The organism is Streptomyces sp. Je 1-4 4N24 (genome assembly GCF_026239515.1).
GTDB lineage: Bacteria > Actinomycetota > Actinomycetes > Streptomycetales > Streptomycetaceae > Streptomyces > Streptomyces nigrescens.
In genome coordinates, this window is record NZ_CP110836.1 from 7,006,156 (window position 1) to 7,022,240 (window position 16,085).

Annotated in this window: 15 protein-coding genes; 8 read left to right on the plus strand and 7 right to left on the minus strand. The window is 71.1% G+C overall.

The window, feature by feature from the left end; translation table 11 throughout:
* Positions 1–102: 102 nt before the first annotated feature.
* The 3 genes from SLV14N_RS30555 (at position 103) to SLV14N_RS30565 (ending at position 3,444) form a co-directional block, all read left to right on the plus strand.
* A complete protein-coding gene (locus SLV14N_RS30555) occupies positions 103–1,014 on the plus strand; it encodes a sterol desaturase family protein (RefSeq protein WP_208685316.1) in 912 nt (303 codons plus the stop codon).
* Positions 1,011–1,718: a lysoplasmalogenase gene (locus SLV14N_RS30560; protein WP_208685318.1), complete on the plus strand. Its 708-nt coding sequence runs from the start codon at positions 1,011–1,013 to the stop codon at positions 1,716–1,718. The genes SLV14N_RS30555 and SLV14N_RS30560 overlap by 4 nt, the downstream gene beginning before the upstream one ends.
* A 91-nt stretch (positions 1,719–1,809) precedes the next feature.
* Positions 1,810–3,444: a TIGR03086 family metal-binding protein gene (locus tag SLV14N_RS30565; protein ID WP_208685320.1), complete on the plus strand. Its 1,635-nt coding sequence runs from the start codon at positions 1,810–1,812 to the stop codon at positions 3,442–3,444.
* Between the two features lie 99 nt (positions 3,445–3,543).
* On the opposite strand, the gene SLV14N_RS30570 is transcribed toward SLV14N_RS30565, so the two are convergent.
* Positions 3,544–5,058: a S8 family serine peptidase gene (locus tag SLV14N_RS30570; RefSeq protein ID WP_263271855.1), complete on the minus strand. Its 1,515-nt coding sequence runs from the start codon at positions 5,056–5,058 to the stop codon at positions 3,544–3,546.
* Between the two features lie 301 nt (positions 5,059–5,359).
* Positions 5,360–5,557, minus strand: coding sequence for a hypothetical protein (locus SLV14N_RS30575; RefSeq protein ID WP_208685323.1), 198 nt, complete (start codon positions 5,555–5,557; stop codon positions 5,360–5,362).
* Positions 5,558–5,777: 220 nt separating this feature from the next.
* Between SLV14N_RS30575 and SLV14N_RS30580 the strand changes: the two genes are divergently transcribed.
* The 3 genes from SLV14N_RS30580 (at position 5,778) to moaA (ending at position 8,930) form a co-directional block, all read left to right on the plus strand.
* Positions 5,778–6,122 (plus strand): DUF485 domain-containing protein, encoded by a 345-nt coding sequence (locus SLV14N_RS30580; RefSeq protein ID WP_018091781.1) that lies wholly within the window; start codon positions 5,778–5,780, stop codon positions 6,120–6,122.
* Positions 6,119–7,756: a cation acetate symporter gene (locus SLV14N_RS30585; RefSeq protein ID WP_208685326.1), complete on the plus strand. Its 1,638-nt coding sequence runs from the start codon at positions 6,119–6,121 to the stop codon at positions 7,754–7,756. The genes SLV14N_RS30580 and SLV14N_RS30585 overlap by 4 nt, the downstream gene beginning before the upstream one ends.
* A gap of 184 nt (positions 7,757–7,940) precedes the next feature.
* On the plus strand, positions 7,941–8,930 hold the full coding sequence (moaA, locus tag SLV14N_RS30590; protein ID WP_208685327.1) for a GTP 3',8-cyclase MoaA: 990 nt from the start codon (positions 7,941–7,943) through the stop codon (positions 8,928–8,930).
* A 77-nt stretch (positions 8,931–9,007) separates the two neighbouring features.
* Here the strand turns inward: moaA and SLV14N_RS30595 are convergent, their stop codons facing one another.
* Positions 9,008–9,253 carry a hypothetical protein gene (locus tag SLV14N_RS30595; RefSeq protein WP_018091778.1) on the minus strand — a complete coding sequence of 82 codons (246 nt, stop codon included), beginning with the start codon at positions 9,251–9,253 and terminating at the stop codon, positions 9,008–9,010.
* Positions 9,254–9,500: 247 nt separating this feature from the next.
* The gene (locus SLV14N_RS30600; protein ID WP_263271857.1) at positions 9,501–9,875 is read right to left on the minus strand and encodes a DUF3099 domain-containing protein; all 375 of its coding nucleotides are present in this window, start codon (positions 9,873–9,875) and stop codon (positions 9,501–9,503) included.
* Positions 9,876–10,096: 221 nt separating this feature from the next.
* Here SLV14N_RS30600 and SLV14N_RS30605 point away from each other — a divergent pair, with 221 nt between their 5' ends.
* Positions 10,097–10,375, plus strand: coding sequence for a GlsB/YeaQ/YmgE family stress response membrane protein (locus SLV14N_RS30605; protein ID WP_208685331.1), 279 nt, complete (start codon positions 10,097–10,099; stop codon positions 10,373–10,375).
* Positions 10,376–10,460: 85 nt separating this feature from the next.
* Here SLV14N_RS30605 and tyrS read toward each other — a convergent pair whose 3' ends face one another.
* The 3 genes from tyrS to SLV14N_RS30620 all read right to left on the minus strand — a co-directional run bounded on the left by tyrS (position 10,461) and on the right by SLV14N_RS30620 (position 15,093).
* Entirely contained in the window at positions 10,461–11,870 is a 1,410-nt protein-coding gene (gene tyrS, locus SLV14N_RS30610; RefSeq protein ID WP_263271859.1) for a tyrosine--tRNA ligase, read from the minus strand.
* Between the two features lie 156 nt (positions 11,871–12,026).
* Positions 12,027–13,481: a metallopeptidase TldD-related protein gene (locus SLV14N_RS30615; RefSeq protein WP_208685335.1), complete on the minus strand. Its 1,455-nt coding sequence runs from the start codon at positions 13,479–13,481 to the stop codon at positions 12,027–12,029.
* Between the two features lie 82 nt (positions 13,482–13,563).
* Positions 13,564–15,093 carry a TldD/PmbA family protein gene (locus tag SLV14N_RS30620; RefSeq protein ID WP_208685337.1) on the minus strand — a complete coding sequence of 510 codons (1,530 nt, stop codon included), beginning with the start codon at positions 15,091–15,093 and terminating at the stop codon, positions 13,564–13,566.
* 284 nt (positions 15,094–15,377) lie between these two features.
* On the opposite strand from SLV14N_RS30620, the gene fabG reads away from it, so the two are divergent.
* On the plus strand, positions 15,378–16,082 hold the full coding sequence (fabG, locus tag SLV14N_RS30625; protein WP_018091772.1) for a 3-oxoacyl-[acyl-carrier-protein] reductase: 705 nt from the start codon (positions 15,378–15,380) through the stop codon (positions 16,080–16,082).
* Positions 16,083–16,085: the final 3 nt, after the last annotated feature.

Here is a 16,085-nt window from a genome sequence, read left to right on the forward strand (position 1 = left end):
CATGATCAGCGCCTGAAGTGCCCCCAGCTGACGACGCGTCTTACATACTTCTCAGTAACAACCCCTAGCGGCACCCCGGTCAACGCCTTTATGGTGCGGGACATGCCGCACCTGCCCGATGTCGTGTTGTGGTCCGTACCGGCCTTCGTCCTGCTCACCGTGGTGGAGATGGTGAGCTATCGCCTGCATCCCGACGAGGATGCGGCGGGCTACGAGGCGAAGGACGCCGCCACCAGCGTCGGCATGGGGCTGGGCAGCCTCGTGTTCGACGCACTGTGGAAGATACCCATCGTGGCGATCTACGCCGCGATCTACGAACTCACCCCGCTGCGGGTCCCCGTGCTGTGGTGGACGCTGATCCTGATGCTGCTCGCACAGGACTTCTTCTACTACTGGTCGCACCGCGGCCACCACGTCATCCGCGTCCTGTGGGCCTGCCATGTGGTGCACCACTCCAGCAAGAAGTTCAACCTCACCACCGCCCTGCGGCAGCCCTGGACGACCTGGACCGTCTGGCCGTTCTACGTCCCGATGGTCGCCCTCGGCGTCCACCCGGCCGCGATCGCCTTCACCTCCGGGGCCAACCTCCTCTACCAGTTCTGGGTGCACACCGAGCGGATCGACAAGCTGCCCCGGCCCTTCGAGTTCGTGCTCAACACCCCGTCCCACCACCGTGTCCACCACGCCTCACAGGGCGGCTACCTGGACCGGAACTTCGGCGGGATTCTGATCATCTGGGACCGGATGTTCGGCTCGTTCGTCGCGGAGACCGAGCGGCCCGTCTACGGACTCACCAAGAACATCGAGACCTTCAACCCGCTGCGGGTGGCCACCCATGAGTACGCCGCCATCGCGCGGGACATACGGGCCGCGGACAGCTGGCGCGAGCGCGCCGGACGGGTGTTCCGCGGGCCGGGCTGGCAGCCGGCCGAGCGGGTCGCCGCCGAGGAGGCCCGGAAGGCCGCACCGGCCGGGGACCGCGCACCCGCCTCCGTCGAGGAGCCGGCCACGTGACGGCACGGTGGCCGCGGGCCGTACAGCCGCTGCTGTGGGTGTGCGTCCTGCTGGGCGTCGTCCACCTCGGGGCGCTGCTCGGGGGCGTCCTGCCCGTCGTGCAGATCACCAAGCCCGTGCTGATGCCGGTGCTCGCCGGCTATGCGCTGGCGCGCGGCGGCCCCCCGCTGCTCGCCGGCGCGCTCCTCTTCGGCTGTGGCGGCGACACCTTCCTCCAGATCGGCGGGGACCTCGCCTTCCTGGTGGGGATGGGCTCGTTCGCCGCGGGACACGTCTGCTACCTGCTGCTGTTCGCCCGGCACGGGGCGGGTCCCGCGGCCGGACGGCGGGGACTGACCGCCGCGGCCGGTGCCGGATACGCCGTCCTGCTGACCGGCACGGTGGTGCTGCTGTGGCCGGACCTCCCGGCGGAGCTGCGGATTCCGGTCGCCGGGTACAGCCTGCTGCTCACCGCGATGGCGTTCGGCGCGCTGCGGGCGGGTCCGTGGGCCGCGGCCGGCGGGCTGCTGTTCCTGCTCTCCGACACCTTGATCGCGAGCGGGATCGCGCACTGGCCGCAGCTCCCGGCCCCCCAGTTCTGGATCATGCTCACCTATGTCGCGGCCCAGTGGGCGCTGGCCGACGGTGTGCTCCGGTCCGCCGCCACGGCTCCGCGGAACGCGCCACAGCGGGCGCAGGAGCTGCGGACGGCGGGCGCGCCGTAGAGCGCTGAGGGGTGGCGCACCCGCCGGGCCTGGCCCGCCGGGTGCGCCGCGGTTTGAGTCTCCCCCTGAGGGAGACCCGAGAGTGGACGGCATGAACGAGGACGGCACGGGTCTGCTGACCATCGGCGAACTGGCACGGCTGACCGGTGTATCGGTCAAGACCATCCGCAGTTGGTCGGACCAGGACCTGCTGCCGCCCGCCGCCCGCACCCCCGCGGGCTACCGGCTCTACGGCCCGGACGCCCCGGCCCGCCTGGAGATCGTGCGCAGCCTGCGCGAACTGGGCATCGGTCTGGCGGCCGTCCGGTCCGTGCTGCACCGCGAGCTCACGGTCGCCGAGACGGCGGCGCAGTGGGCGGACGCGCTGGACGCGCAGATCGGCACCCTGCGGCTGCAGTCCGCCGTGCTGCGTTCGGTGGCCGCGCGGGGCAGCGCAGCAGAGGAGCTGCCGTACATGACCGAACTGGCCCGTCTTTCGGCCCGGGAACGCCGACGGATCATCGCGGACTTCGTTGAGGACGCCCTCGACGGCGTGGACGCCCCCGCCTACCGCAGCGGTCTGCTGGCCGCCACCCCCGATCTGCCCGACGACCCCACCCCCGAGCAGATCGGCGCCTGGATCGAGCTGGCCGCCCTGGTCCGCGAGCCGGAACTACGGGCGGCACTGCGCCGGCTGGCCGAGTACAGCGCGCGTACGGCACGGCCGGTGGGGGAGCCGGACGCCCAGGGAGAGCCGCGGACCGCCGCCGCGCCGGACCCGGCCGCGCAGGAACGGGCGACGCAGGAGCAGGCGGCGCAGGGGCAGGCCGCCGCCCGGGTCGCGGAGTTGATGCGGGTACGCGGTGAGGCGGCGGTCGCGGCCGGGATCGCCCCGGACTCCCCGGCCGCGGAGCCCGTCATCGCCGAGCTGGTCGCCGCCTGGCTCCCCACCCAGACCGGCACCGCCGACCCGCCCACCGAGGACGACCCGGCGGCCCGGGCCCGGCTGCTGGAGCAGCTGGAGACCGCCGCCGAACCCGTTGTCGAGCGCTACTGGCAGCTGCTGTGCACGGTCACCGGCCGGCCCGCGCCACCCCGCTGGGACACCGCGGGCACCTGGACCACGGCCGCGCTGCGCGCCCACCCCGGGCCGTACGAGCTGGACCGCTCCGCGTTCGACGGCACCGACCCGGACCGGGTGCTGCGCGCCTACGAGCAGGTGACCCGGGACGTCGCCGTCCTGGTCGCCGCCGTACGGCCCGAGGACCTCGCGCTGCCGACACCCTGCGCGGGGTGGAGCGTACGGGAGCTGCTCGACCACATGGTGTGGGAGAACCTGATGGCCACCTCGATCGCCGAGGACGCCCCGCGCGGTGACCACACCGCCGACCACCTCGGCGACGACCACCGCGCCGCCTTCGACGACTCGGTACGCGCCGCCCTCGCCGCCTTCACCGGCAGCGGAATGCTCCGGCGCACCTACGGCCCCTACGAGGCGCCCGGCGCAATGATCGTCCAACAGGTCGTGGTCGAACTCCTCGCCCACGGCTGGGACTTGGCACGGGCGACCGGCGCGCCGACCGGACTGGCGCCGGAGGCCGCCGAGGAGACCCTGGCCGCGGCGCGCCGGATCTACGGCGCCGCACCGCGTACCGAGGGCAGCTCGTTCGCCCCGGAGCGCCCCGCTCCGCCCGGCGCGAGCGCCACGGACCGGCTGGCGGCCTTCCTCGGCCGCGACCCTGCCTGACCGGCCCACCGGCCCACCGGCCCGCTCCCGGGACGGCAGCAGGGAGGGCCGGGTGCGATCACCCGGCCCTCCCCGCAACTGCCGTGACCTGCCCTGGAGTTACTTCTTCACCGCGTCCAGCGCATCGACGATGCCGTAGCCGAAGTGGCTGTTGACATGCTTGGTGCCGGTGCAGGTGGACTCACCCGTGGGGCAGCCGGGGTTGTCCGCCTGCTTCTTGAGGAGCCACTGGATCTCCTGCGGGCTGGACTTCGGGTGGGCGCTCTTGAGCAGCGCCGCGACACCCGCGACATGCGGGCTCGCCATGGACGTACCGGCCAGGTAGGCCCAGTCGCCGCCCGGCATGGTGGAGAGGATGTTGCCGTTCTTGGCGGGCAGCTCGGGCACCTGCTTCGAGTCACCGCCCGGCGCGGCCACATCGATCTGGCCGAGTCCGTAGTTGGAGTAACCGGACTTGAGCTTCTGCACTCCGCTCGCCGCGACCGTCACCGTGCCCGGCAGCTGGGTGGGCACGTCCCAGCAGGTCTTCGGGGTGACGGTGCGCTCGACCGGGGTGGTGTCGTTCGGGCTGGAGTCGTCGGTCAGCTTGGCGGCCGCCAGGTCGAGATCGGAGTTGCCCGCCGCCGCGACGTTGATCGCGCCCTTGCGCTGGGCGTAGCTCGCCGCACGGCCGACCGCATCAATGATGGCGGCCTGGTCGGCGTCGTTCTTGCAGTTGAACATCCACGGGTCGACGTAGTAGCTGTTGTTGGTGACCTCGACACCGTGGTCGGCCGCGAAGACGAAGGCGCAGACCACGCTCTCGGCGTAGAAGAGACTGGTCTCCGGCTCGCTGACCTTGAGGGCGGATATCTGCACGCCCGGGGCGACCCCCGCCACGCCGACGCCGTTGCGGGCCGCGGCGATCGAGCCCGCGACATGCGTGCCGTGGTAGTCGTTGTCCGGGTCCCAGGGGCGCCAGGCACCCTTGGACGTATCGGCCACACCGCCCACGCAGTTGGCGGACTGCTTCGCGGAGAAGTTGGCCTTCAGGTCGGGGTGGGTGTCGTCCACGCCGGTGTCGATGACGGCGACGGTGACCTTCTTGCTGCCCGGGTTCACCTTCGCGGCCTTGTCGGCCTTGATGGCGGGCAGATCCCACTGCAGCGGTTCGAGCGGCTCCTTGCCGTTCGCCTTCGCCGCCTGGCCGGCCGCCTTGAGCTGGGACTTCGGCAGGTCGACCTTCTGCGGTTTGCCGACGTCGGTGGTGCCCTGTGCCTTGAGCGGCGCGGTACGGGACGCGCCCGCCGACTGCACGCCCGGCACCGTCCGCACGGTGGCGGCGAACTGCGGGTTGGCCGAGTGGACGACGATCACGCCTATCTGCTCATGAGCGATGATCACCTTCCCGCCGGCCTGGGCTATCGCCTTCTTGACCTTGCCGACCGTGGTGTGGCCGGGCGTGGTGTTCACGACGTACGAGAGCAGCGGGCCGTCGGCCGAGGCCGCGGCGGCCGGGGCGGAGTCCTGGGGCGCGGCGGTGGCCGCGTGCGGCAGGAAACCGAGCGACGCCGTCAGAGCCAGTCCGAGCGGTACGGCCAGCGCCCGCATGCGTCTGGATCGGGGATGTGCCATGGGTACTCCACATCATCCGGGAGACCGCCCGTGCGGCGGATTGCGCACGGGTGGGGTGCAGTGAGACGTGAAGTTATCGGCGATCACTCGCGGACAGCAATGGAAAGCGGAAAAAAACGGGGGAAAACCTGTCACGAGCCCTGAATTGATGGCGCGTCAGCCGCGTACGGCGCGATCTGATCGGACGTCATGGCCGGCGTCGCGGCCGGCGTCGCGGCCCTGGCCGGTGGGGCGTCGGCCGTTCTGCCGCCCCCGTTCCGCCGCCGCCCGTTCGGTCGTCGGTGGGCCGCGGCCGGGCCGGTCAGCCGTTGCGCCGCAGAGTGGTGATGCTCAGCGGGGGCAGTGAGATCCGCGGGCCGTACCAGCGGCGGGCGGCCGTGGCGGTCCCCGGCCGGGGTTCCGACGGGGCGACGGTCAGCGGCGCCGGCAGCCGGACACTGCCGTACGGGCGCCGACGGGGAGCGGGTGGCTGCGGGGCCTGCTGGGGCGGCGGATTCACACCGGGCTCAACGAAGCGCCCCGGGCGCGGTGGCGGTCGGCGCGGGCATTCCCTCGGATTCTTCTGGGATTCAACCAACACCCCCCTGTCGGATCGCGTGATGCGCCTCTACCATGCGTGATCTAGATCACTTATATATTCCTTATGATCGGTCGGGGTGCTCCCGTGCAGGTCCCGGACCGGTCCCTGGGAAACCCGCCCCTTCGCGTCAGGAGATCCCGTGAGTGCCGCACCGACCCTCGACCCGGGGACGCATGAGCCGCCCGACTACCTCCAGGTGCAGTCGAGCGCGGAATTCGATGAACTCCGCCGCGCGCACCGCTCATTCGCCTTCCCGCTCACCGTCGCCTTCATTCTCTGGTACCTCGGATATGTGCTGCTGTCGAGCTACGCCGGCGGCTTCATGGCGATCAAGGTCGTCGGTCACCTCAATGTCGCCTTCGTCCTCGGCATCGCCCAGTTCGTGACGACCTTCCTCATCGCGTGGTGGTACTCCCGGCACGCCGCCGCCAAGCTCGACCCGAAGGCCGAGGCCATCAAGTCCCGCCTGGAGGGCGACGCATGAACCTCACCCAGCAGCCGCTCGTGCAGCAGCTCGCGGCCGGCGGCGCGGGGGAGCACCGCGCCCTGATCATCACCCTCTTCGCGGCCTTCGTCGCCGCCACCCTCGCCATCACGGTCTGGGCCGGCCGGCAGACCAAGGGCGCGGAGGACTTCTACGCCGGCGGCCGGCAGTTCACCGGATTCCAGAACGGGCTGGCCATCTCCGGCGACTACATGTCCGCCGCGTCCTTCCTCGGTATCGCCGGCGCCATCGCCCTCTTCGGCTACGACGGCTTCCTCTACTCCATCGGCTTCCTCGTCGCCTGGCTCGTCGCGCTGCTCCTGGTCGCCGAACCGCTGCGCAACTCCGGCCGGTTCACCATGGGCGACGTCCTCGCCTACCGGATGCGCCAGCGCCCGGTCCGTACGGCCGCGGGCACCTCCACCATCGTCGTCTCGATCTTCTACCTGCTCGCCCAGATGGCCGGCGCGGGCGCCCTGGTCACCCTGCTCCTGGGCATCACCAGCGAGGCGGGCAAGATCCTGGTCGTCGTCCTCGTCGGCATCGTGATGATCCTCTACGTCACCATCGGCGGGATGAAGGGCACCACCTGGGTCCAGATGGTCAAGGCGGTCCTGCTGATCGCCGGGACCCTGCTCATCACCTTCCTGGTGGCGCTCAAGTTCAACTTCAACCTCTCCTCGCTGCTCGGCGCCGCCGCGGAGAACAGCGGCAAGGGCGCCGCCTTCCTGGAGCCCGGCCTCAAATACGGTGTGAGCGCCACCTCGAAGATCGACTTCATTTCGCTGGGTCTCGCCCTCGTCCTGGGCACCGCGGGCCTGCCGCACATCCTCATCCGCTTCTACACGGTCCCCACCGCCAAGGCCGCCCGTAAGTCCGTGAACTGGGCGATCGGCATCATCGGCGTCTTCTACCTGATGACCATCGCGCTGGGCTTCGGCGCCGCGGCCCTCATCAAGCCCGAGACGATCACCGCCTCCAACAAGGCGGGCAACACCGCGGCCCCGCTCCTCGCCGAGGCCATCGGCGGCGGCGCCGGCTCCACCGGCGGCGCCATCCTGCTCGCCGTCATCTCCGCCGTCGCCTTCGCCACCATCCTCGCGGTGGTCGCCGGCCTCACCCTCGCCTCGTCCTCGTCCTTCGCGCACGACCTGTACGTCAATGTCTTCCGCAAGGGCAAGGCCACCGAGAAGGAGGAGGTCGGCGCGGCCCGCTGGGCGACCGTCGGCATCGGCGCGGTCGCCATCGTGCTGGGCGTCTTCGCCCGCGGGCTGAACGTCGCCGGCCTGGTGGCGCTCGCCTTCGCGGTCGCCGCCTCCGCCAACCTCCCGACGATGCTCTACAGCCTGTTCTGGAAGCGCTTCACCACCCAGGGCGCGCTGTGGTCCATCTACGGAGGCCTCGCCTCCTCCGTCTTCCTGGTCCTCTTCTCCCCGGTGGTCTCCGGCAAGGAGACCTCGATGTTCCCCGGCGCGGACTTCGCCTTCTTCCCGCTGGAGAACCCCGGGCTGATCTCCATCCCGCTGGGCTTCCTGCTCGGCTGGCTGGGGTCGCTGCTGTCGAAGGAGGAGCCGGACGCCCAGAAGTACGCCGAACTGGAGGTCCGCTCGCTGACCGGGACCGGCGCCCACTGAGCGGGTCCGGCTGAGCCGTCCCTCCAGGGGCCGGGCGGGGCGGCGTCGTAGATCTCTACGATGCCGCCCCGCCCACCTCGTGCTTCTCATCTCTGCTCACTGTCACACCCATCGCGTAGGCTCGAAGATGTACTGATCCACCGGAGGAGACGTACCGAGCCATCACTCTTGGGGAGGGGGCCCAGTGCTCATCGACACGTATGGCCGCGTGGCCACCGACCTGCGCGTTTCGCTCACCGACCGGTGCAATCTGCGGTGCACGTACTGCATGCCGGAAGAGGGCCTTCAGTGGCTCGCCAAGCCCGATCTGCTCACCGACGACGAAATCGTCCGGCTGATCACCATCGCCGTGCGCGACCTGGGCATCGACGAGGTCCGCTTCACCGGCGGTGAGCCGCTGCTCCGCCCCGGTCTGCCCGGCATCGTCGAGCGCGTCGCCGCCCTCACCCCACGCCCCCAGATGTCGCTGACCACCAACGGCATCGGCCTGGAGCGCACCGCCACCGCCCTCCGCGACGCCGGTCTGGACCGCGTCAATGTCTCCCTCGACACCCTCCGGCCGGAGGTCTTCCAGGCCATGACCCGCCGCAAGAGGCACGGCGATGTCCTCCGCGGCCTGGAGGCGGCCCGCGCGGCCGGTCTGACCCCGGTCAAGGTCAACACCGTCCTGATGCCGGGCCTCAATGACGACGAGGCCCCCGACCTGCTGGCCTGGGCGATCGCGCACGACTACGAGCTCCGCTTCATCGAGCAGATGCCGCTGGACGCCCAGCACGGCTGGAAGCGCGACGGCATGATCACCGCGGGCGACATCCTCACCTCGCTGCGCACCCGCTTCGCGCTCACCCCCGAGGGTCAGGACGAGCGTGGCTCCGCGCCCGCCGAGCGCTGGATCGTCGACGGCGGCCCGCACCGCGTCGGAGTGATCGCCTCGGTCACCCGCCCGTTCTGCCGGGCCTGCGACCGCACCCGCCTGACCGCCGACGGCCAGGTCCGTACGTGCCTGTTCGCCACCGAGGAGACGGACCTGCGGACCGCGCTGCGCTCCGAGGCCCCCGATGACGAGATCGCGCGGATATGGAAGGTCGCGATGTGGGGCAAGAAGGCGGGCTCCGGTCTGGACGACCCGTCGTTCCTGCAGCCGGAGCGCCCGATGTCCGCGATCGGCGGCTAGGGGGCGTCTTCCCGGCCTGATCGGGAAGACGCCCCCTAGGGCCTGTCCGATGGGGCAGGGCCTGAGCCGGTCCCGCCTCAGCGTCCGGCGGCCGACGCCTCCCAGTCCTCCAGCGTCACGACATCCTTGAGAAAGCCGCGCACCCCGAGGAACTGCGACAGATGCTCCCGGTGCTCCTCGCACGCCAGCCAGGTCTTGCGCCGGTCCGGAGTGTGCAGCTTCGGGTTGTTCCAGGCCAGCACCCATACGGCCGCGGCGCGGCAGCCCTTCGCGGAGCAGATGACGGCGCTGTCGGCGGAGTCCTGGGGATTCGGGGAGTTCACGGCCTCAACCCTACGTCCTGGGAACCCTACGTCCTGGGCTCACGGTCCCGGCCCGGCGATCCCGCCCGTCAGGCCCTGCGGACATGACGACGCCGGGCAGCCACGGGGGGAGCCGCCCGGCGTCGGTCCGTCGCTCCGACGGGGGATGCGGAGCGCGTACGCAGTATGTCACGGGGGAAGGTGCTGAGTGCACCGGAACTCCATGATTGATCTGAGCTTTTCTTGAGCTTTGCAGACCGGGAGATGATCATCTGGGGTCATGTTCCGGTGCGGAAGCGCCCGCCGCCGGACGTTCCGGAACGGACTCCGACGGGGTGTCGGAGGCTCCCGGCCTCAGCATCGGCCTGGTCGGGCCCGCGACGAACGTCTTCGGGAGCGAAGGGGCGTTCTCCCGGCCCGCGTTGGCGATGACAACCGCGATATAGGGCAGCGTCAGCCCCAGTACCAACGTCGCGATGGCCACGGGCCGCTCGATGTTCCACAGCACCACGGTCAGCACCACGGCCACCGTCCGCACCGCCATCGAGATCACATACCGGCGCTGCCGTCCGCGGACATCCTCGGACAGTCCCTGCCGGGCCCCCGTGATCCGGAAGGTCTCGCCGCCGCTCTGCTTCCGCATCACGCTCCACCACCTGGTCGGTCATGCCGGATTTCCCCGCTATCCGGTCGGTTTCCACGGTACGCCGCGACTGCGCCGCCTTCGAGACCGGGTCGTGCCACGCCTCGCCCGGGTCGGCCGGGCCACCGTGCGTACACCCGGCTCCGGCGTGCGCCGTAGTCGAAGCGGGGCGACACTGACGGAGCGACCGTCATCTGCACCGCGCCGCAAGAGGAGTCGACATGACGTGGTTGTGGGCCATCATCGTGGGCCTGGTGCTGGGCCTGATCGCGAAGGCCATCATCCCGGGCAAGCAGCAGATTCCGCTCTGGCTGACCGTGATCTTCGGCATGCTGGGCAGCGTCCTCGGCAACTGGGCGGCCACCGGCATCGGGGTCAACGAGACCGGCGGCATCGACTGGATCCGGCACCTGCTGCAACTGGCCGGCGCGGTCCTCGTCGTCGGCATCGGTGACCGCCTCTGGGTCTCCATGCGGGGCCGCAAGAAACACGCAACCTAGAGCCTGCCGTTCGGACGATGGCGGGCTCACGCCCCGGGCGGCCGGCGCGCGCTCCCGCGCACCGGCCGCCCGTACGTCTGCCGTCTCAGCGGCCGTCGAGCCGGCCCAGCTTGCGGCCGGCCTTCAGGTAGGCGACGCCGGGGGAGTCCGCCAGCTTCTCGGCCAGCACCTCGCCCAGCGGCCGGGCCGCATCGGCCTCCGCCAGCACCACGGTCTGCTGCTTGCCCTCGCCCTCGGCCTCCACGACCAGCCGCAGCGCGTTCTGCTTGGCCAGCCGCCGCGCCGCCGAGGCGCTCGGGGTGAACTCCAGCACCGTCGTCAGCACCGCCGCCACCGTCTCCGCGCCGTGCGCCGTGACGTCGACGGACGGCAGCGACTCCACATCGGAGAACGACTTCTTGGAGAACTGCGCCACGAAACCGGCCCGCGCCGCCATCGCCGCGTCCATCCCGTACAGCGCGCCCACGACCTCGCCCGCGAGGACCTTCTTCAGGTCCATCGGGTGCAGCGAGCGGTCCGCGACCCGGCCCAGGACGAGCGCGATCTCCTCGTCGGTCCACTCCGTCCATGCCTTGAGGTACGGCTCCATCAGCCGGTCCGGCACCGACATGATCTTGCCGAAGACATCGTCGGCGGGCGCGCTCAGCCCGACGTAATTGCCCTTGGACTTGGACATCTTGGCGCCGGTGCCGTCCGTGCCCTCGATCAGCGGCATGGTCACCACCAGCTGCGGCCGCTGCCCGCGCAGCTCCATCAGCTTGCGGCCCATCTGCAGATTGAGCAGCTGGTCGGAGCCGCCGAGCTCCACATCGCACGCCAGCGCCACCGAGTCCAGGCCCTGGGCGATGGGGTACAGCAGCTCCGTCATGGTCAGACCGGACCCGGCGGCCAGCCGGTTGCGGAAGTCCTCGCGCTGCAGCAGCTGCGAGGCCGGCACCTGGGCGAGCAGCGACAGCAGCTCCGGGAAGGTGTACGGCGAAAGCCACTCGCTGTTCTGCCGGAAGCTGACCTTCTCGAAGTCGAAGAAGGGACGTACCTGTTCGCGGTAGGTGGCGAGGTTCTGCGCGATGTCCTCGTCGGTCAGCGGCGGGCGCTCGGCGGTACGACCCGAGGGGTCGCCGATCTTGGCGGTGAAGTCACCGATGATCAGCGTGACGTCATGGCCCAGCCGCTGGAACCGGCTCAGGATGATCAGCGGGACCGCATGCCCGAGGTGCACATCGGTGGCCGTTGGGTCGATGCCCAGCTTGATGTGCAGACCCTTGCCGGCCGCCCGGCGCTCCTCGATCCGCTCGGCCAGCTTCTCCACGCCCGGCAGGACCTCGACCGTACGGGCCGCGATCAGCTCGGCCTGCTCCTTGGCGGGCAGGTCCGTCAGATCGAGAGAGCGCCGCGCTCCCGTCTCCTGGAGCAGCTCCTGGACCGTGGCGTCCGAGGAGAGGTCGGCGGAGAGCAGCGTGGTGGCGCGGGCGACGGATTCGCCGAGGCGTGTCATGGCGTCCCTGATCGATCGTGGTTCCCCAAGGGGAGGACAAGCGGACAGTCTATTCGCCCGGTACGACCCTCCCGCGCCGTCCGCCTGCCCGGTACGACACTCCCGCGCCCTCCGCCCGCCCGGCCCGCCGTGACGGGCCGGGCGTACGCAGGCGCCTCACACCCCGCGGCTGACCGAACTCATGTTGAAGTCCGGGATGCGCAGCGCCGGCATCGCGGCGCGGGTGAAGTAGTCGCCCCACTCGCGCGGCAGGGTCCGCTCCGTACGGCCCGCCTCCACCGCACGCGACAGCAGGTCCACCGGCGACTCGTTGAACCGGAAGTTGTTGACCTCGCCGACCACCTCGCCGTTCTCGACCAGATAGACCCCGTCCCGGGTCAGACCGGTCAGCAGCAGCGTCGCCGGGTCCACCTCGCGGATGTACCACAGGCAGGTCAGCAGCAGCGCGGGACCGTCATGGCCGGCGGCCGCCACCATCTCGTCCAGCGAGCGCGAACCTCCGCCCTCCAGCAGGAGGTTGTCGATGCCGGGCGCCACCGGCAGGCCGGTCAGCCCGGCGCTGTGCCGGGTGGTGAGCAGCCGGTTGAGGACCCCTTCGCGGATCCAGTCGGTGGCCGTCAGCGGCAGCCCGTTGTCGAAGACCGAGGCATCGTCGCCGGAGGAGTGCGCCAGGACGAACGGTGCGCACTCCAGCCCCGGTGCCCGCGGGTCGCTGCGCAGCGTCAGCGGCAGCTCGCTGAGCCGCTCGCCCAGCCGGGTGCCCGCCCCGGGACGCCCCGCCCCGCCGTCGCCGTCGGCCGGCCTGGAGAAGACCGTACGGCCCTCGGCGGCGTCCCGGGCCCCCGACGACCACATCTGGTAGATCAGCAGGTCGGCGACGGCGGTCGGCGGGAGCAGCGTCTCGTACCGCCCGGCGGGCAGCTCGATGCGCCGCTCGGCCCAGCCCAGCCGCCGGCTCAGCTCGGTGTCCAGCTCCCGCGGGTCGACATCGGTGAAGTCGCGGGTCGCCCGGCCGGTCCAGGCCGAGCGGGGTACGGCTCCGCCGGAACCTGCCGACCTGGCGTTCAGCTCCAGCGTCCCGGTGGGCTGGTCGTGCCGCAGCCGCAGCCCGGTCGAGGTGCCCAGATACGACGAGACGACCTCGTGGTGGGCGAAGCCGTAGAGCTCCCGGCCGCCGGAGCGGGCCAGCTGGAAGGACTCGCCGAGGGCCGGCGCGAACGCCGCGAACACCTCCGAGGAGGTCTCGGCGGGCGCCTCGGTGAAGTCGGCGGACGCCTTCCCGCCGCCGACCAGCGGCTGGGCGTCCTCGGCGGGCCCGGCCTCCCGGGCGGCCGCCTCGGCGGCCCGGACCAGCGGCTCCAGATCGTCCGCGGTCACCGCGGAGCGCGAGACGACACCGGACGCGGTGCCCTGCCCGCCGTCCATGGTCGCCACCACCGTCAGGGTGCGGCCGCGGGTGACGCCATTGGTGGTGAGCGCATTGCCCGCCCAGCGCAGATTGGCGCTGGAGTGCTCATCGGCGATGACCGCACAGCCGTCGGCACGGGAGAGCTCCAGCGCCCGCTCGACGATCTCGTGCGGGGTGCTCGTACGGGACCTGCGCATGCTCATCGACCGGCCTCCTGCGTCGTGTTCGGACGGTGCCTTCCCGGGGGACGCCCCCCGGGCCCCCGGCCGGTTCCGTGGTGGCGGCTCATCGACCGGCCTCCTGCGTCGTGTTCAGAATGTTCACGCCCTGGAAGAGGGCGGAGGGGCAGCCGTGCGAGACGGCGGCGACCTGGCCGGGCTGGGCCTTGCCACAGTTGAAGGCGCCGCCCAGCACATAGGTCTCCGGACCGCCGACCGCGGTCATCGAGCCCCAGAAGTCGGTGGTGGTCGCCTGGTAGGCGACGTCCCGCACCTGCCCGCAGAGACGGCCGTTGCGGATCGCATAGGCCCTCTGCTGGGTGAACTGGAAGTTGTACCGCTGCATGTCGATGGACCACGAGCGGTCGCCGACGACATAGATGCCGCGCTCCACCCCGGAGATCAGCTCGTCCGTGGACGGGCCGTCCGCCGCCGGCTGCAGTGAGACGTTCGCCATCCGCTGGACCGGGACATGGCCAGGGGAGTCCGCGTAGGCGCATCCGTTGGAGCGGGTGAATCCCGTCAACTGGGCGATTCTGCGGTCGAGTTGATAGCCGACCAGGGTTCCGTCCTTGATCAGGTCCCAGGACTGTGCGGCCACCCCCTCGTCGTCGTAGCCGATCGTCGCGAGTCCGTGCTCGGCGGTCCGGTCGCCCGTCACATTCATGATCCCGGAGCCGTACGCCAGCTTCCCGAGCTGGTCGAAGGTGGCGAACGAGGTTCCCGCGTACGCCGCCTCGTAGCCCAGCGCCCGGTCCAGCTCGGTGGCGTGCCCGATCGACTCGTGGATCGTCAGCCAGAGGTTGGACGGATCCACCACCAGGTCGTACGCGCCGGCCTCGACGGTCGGTGCGCGCATCTTCTCGGCGAGGTGCTCGGGGATCCGGGCCAGTTCAGCGTCCCAGTCGTAGTGGCCGCCGGTCAGATACTCCCAGCCGCGCCCGACCGGCGGGGCCAGGGTGCGCATCGAGTCGAAGTCGCCGCTCGCCGGGTCCACCGCGACCGCGGTGAGCTGCGGATGCAGCCGCACCCGCTGCTGGGTGGTGCTGGTGCCCGCGGTGTCCGCGTAGAACTTGTTCTCCTGGACGGTCAGCAGCGCGGCGTCCGCATGGGCCACGCCCTCGGCGGCCAGCAGCCGTGTGCTCCACTCCGCCAGCAGCCCGGTCTTGTCGGCGTCCGGGACGTCGAAGGGGTTGGTCTCGTAGGAGGAGACCCAGGTGCGGTCCGGGTGCGCGGGCTCCGGCGCCAGCTCGACCCTCTCGTCGGAGCCCGCGGCCCTGATCACCTTCGCGGACAGCTTCGCCATCGCCACCGCCTGCGCGGCCACCCGCGCGGCCGCGTCCATCGTCAGATCCACCCCGGACGCGAACCCCCAGGCCCCGCCGTGCACCACCCGCACCGCATACCCCAGGTCGGTGATGTCCGAGGTCCCGGACGGACGGGCGTCCCGCAGCCGCCAGGACGCGCTGCGGATCCGCTCCAGGCGGAAGTCCGCATGGTCGGCGCCCAGTGCGCGGGCGCGGGCCAGCGCGGCATCGGCCAGCGCATGCAGCGGCAGCGCCAGGAATGTCTCGTCAACGGCATGGGGTGCAGGCAAGGGTTCCTCCCGTGGTCGGCGCCTGCATCATGCCCTGTGGCGGGCCCGCGGCCCAGAGGACACCGGGGTGCGGCGCCGGGCGCCGGCCAAGGTGACGCACAGTGCCGGGGCCCGGTGCGACACGGCCGGCGCGGGCCGCCGCGGTCCGGGATTCCGCCGTGGTTCTGTGGAGACCCGACAGTGACCGGCGCACGCGCCTGTCCGTGCTCGATTCCCCGGAAGGACCCCGCGACCGATAGTTTCGTATCGAACGCAGGACGGACAGAAACGGAAAGGGTGATCTCTTGAGCCGCTCGGTTCTGGTCACCGGAGGTAACCGCGGCATCGGCCTCGCCATTGCCCGTGCCTTCGCCGAGGCAGGCGACAAGGTCGCCATCACCTACCGCTCGGGCGAGCCCCCCGCGGGATTTTTGGCCGTGAAGTGCGACATCACGGACAACGAGCAGGTCGAGCAGGCATACAAGGAGATCGAGGAGAAGCAGGGTCCGGTCGAGGTGCTGGTGGCCAACGCCGGCGTCACCCGTGACCAGCTGCTGATGCGGATGTCCGAGGAGGACTTCACCTCGGTCCTGGAGACCAACCTCACCGGCACGTTCCGGGTGGTCAAGCGCGCCAACCGCGCGATGCTGCGGGCCCGCAAGGGCCGGGTCGTGCTGATCTCGTCCGTGGTGGGCCTGATGGGCGCCCCGGGCCAGGCGAACTACGCCGCCTCCAAGGCCGGTCTGGTGGGCTTCGCCCGCTCGCTCGCCCGCGAGCTGGGCAGCCGCAACATCACCGTCAACGTCGTCGCCCCCGGCTTCGTCGACACCGACATGACCCGGGTGCTCACCGACGAGCAGCGGGAGAGCATCGTCAAGCAGGTGCCGCTCGCGCGGTATGCGCAGCCCGAGGAGATCGCCGCCTCGGTCCGCTTCCTGGCCTCCGACGAGGCCGCGTACATCACCGGAGCCGTCATTCCTGTCGACGGCGGATTGGGCATGGGTCACTGATCA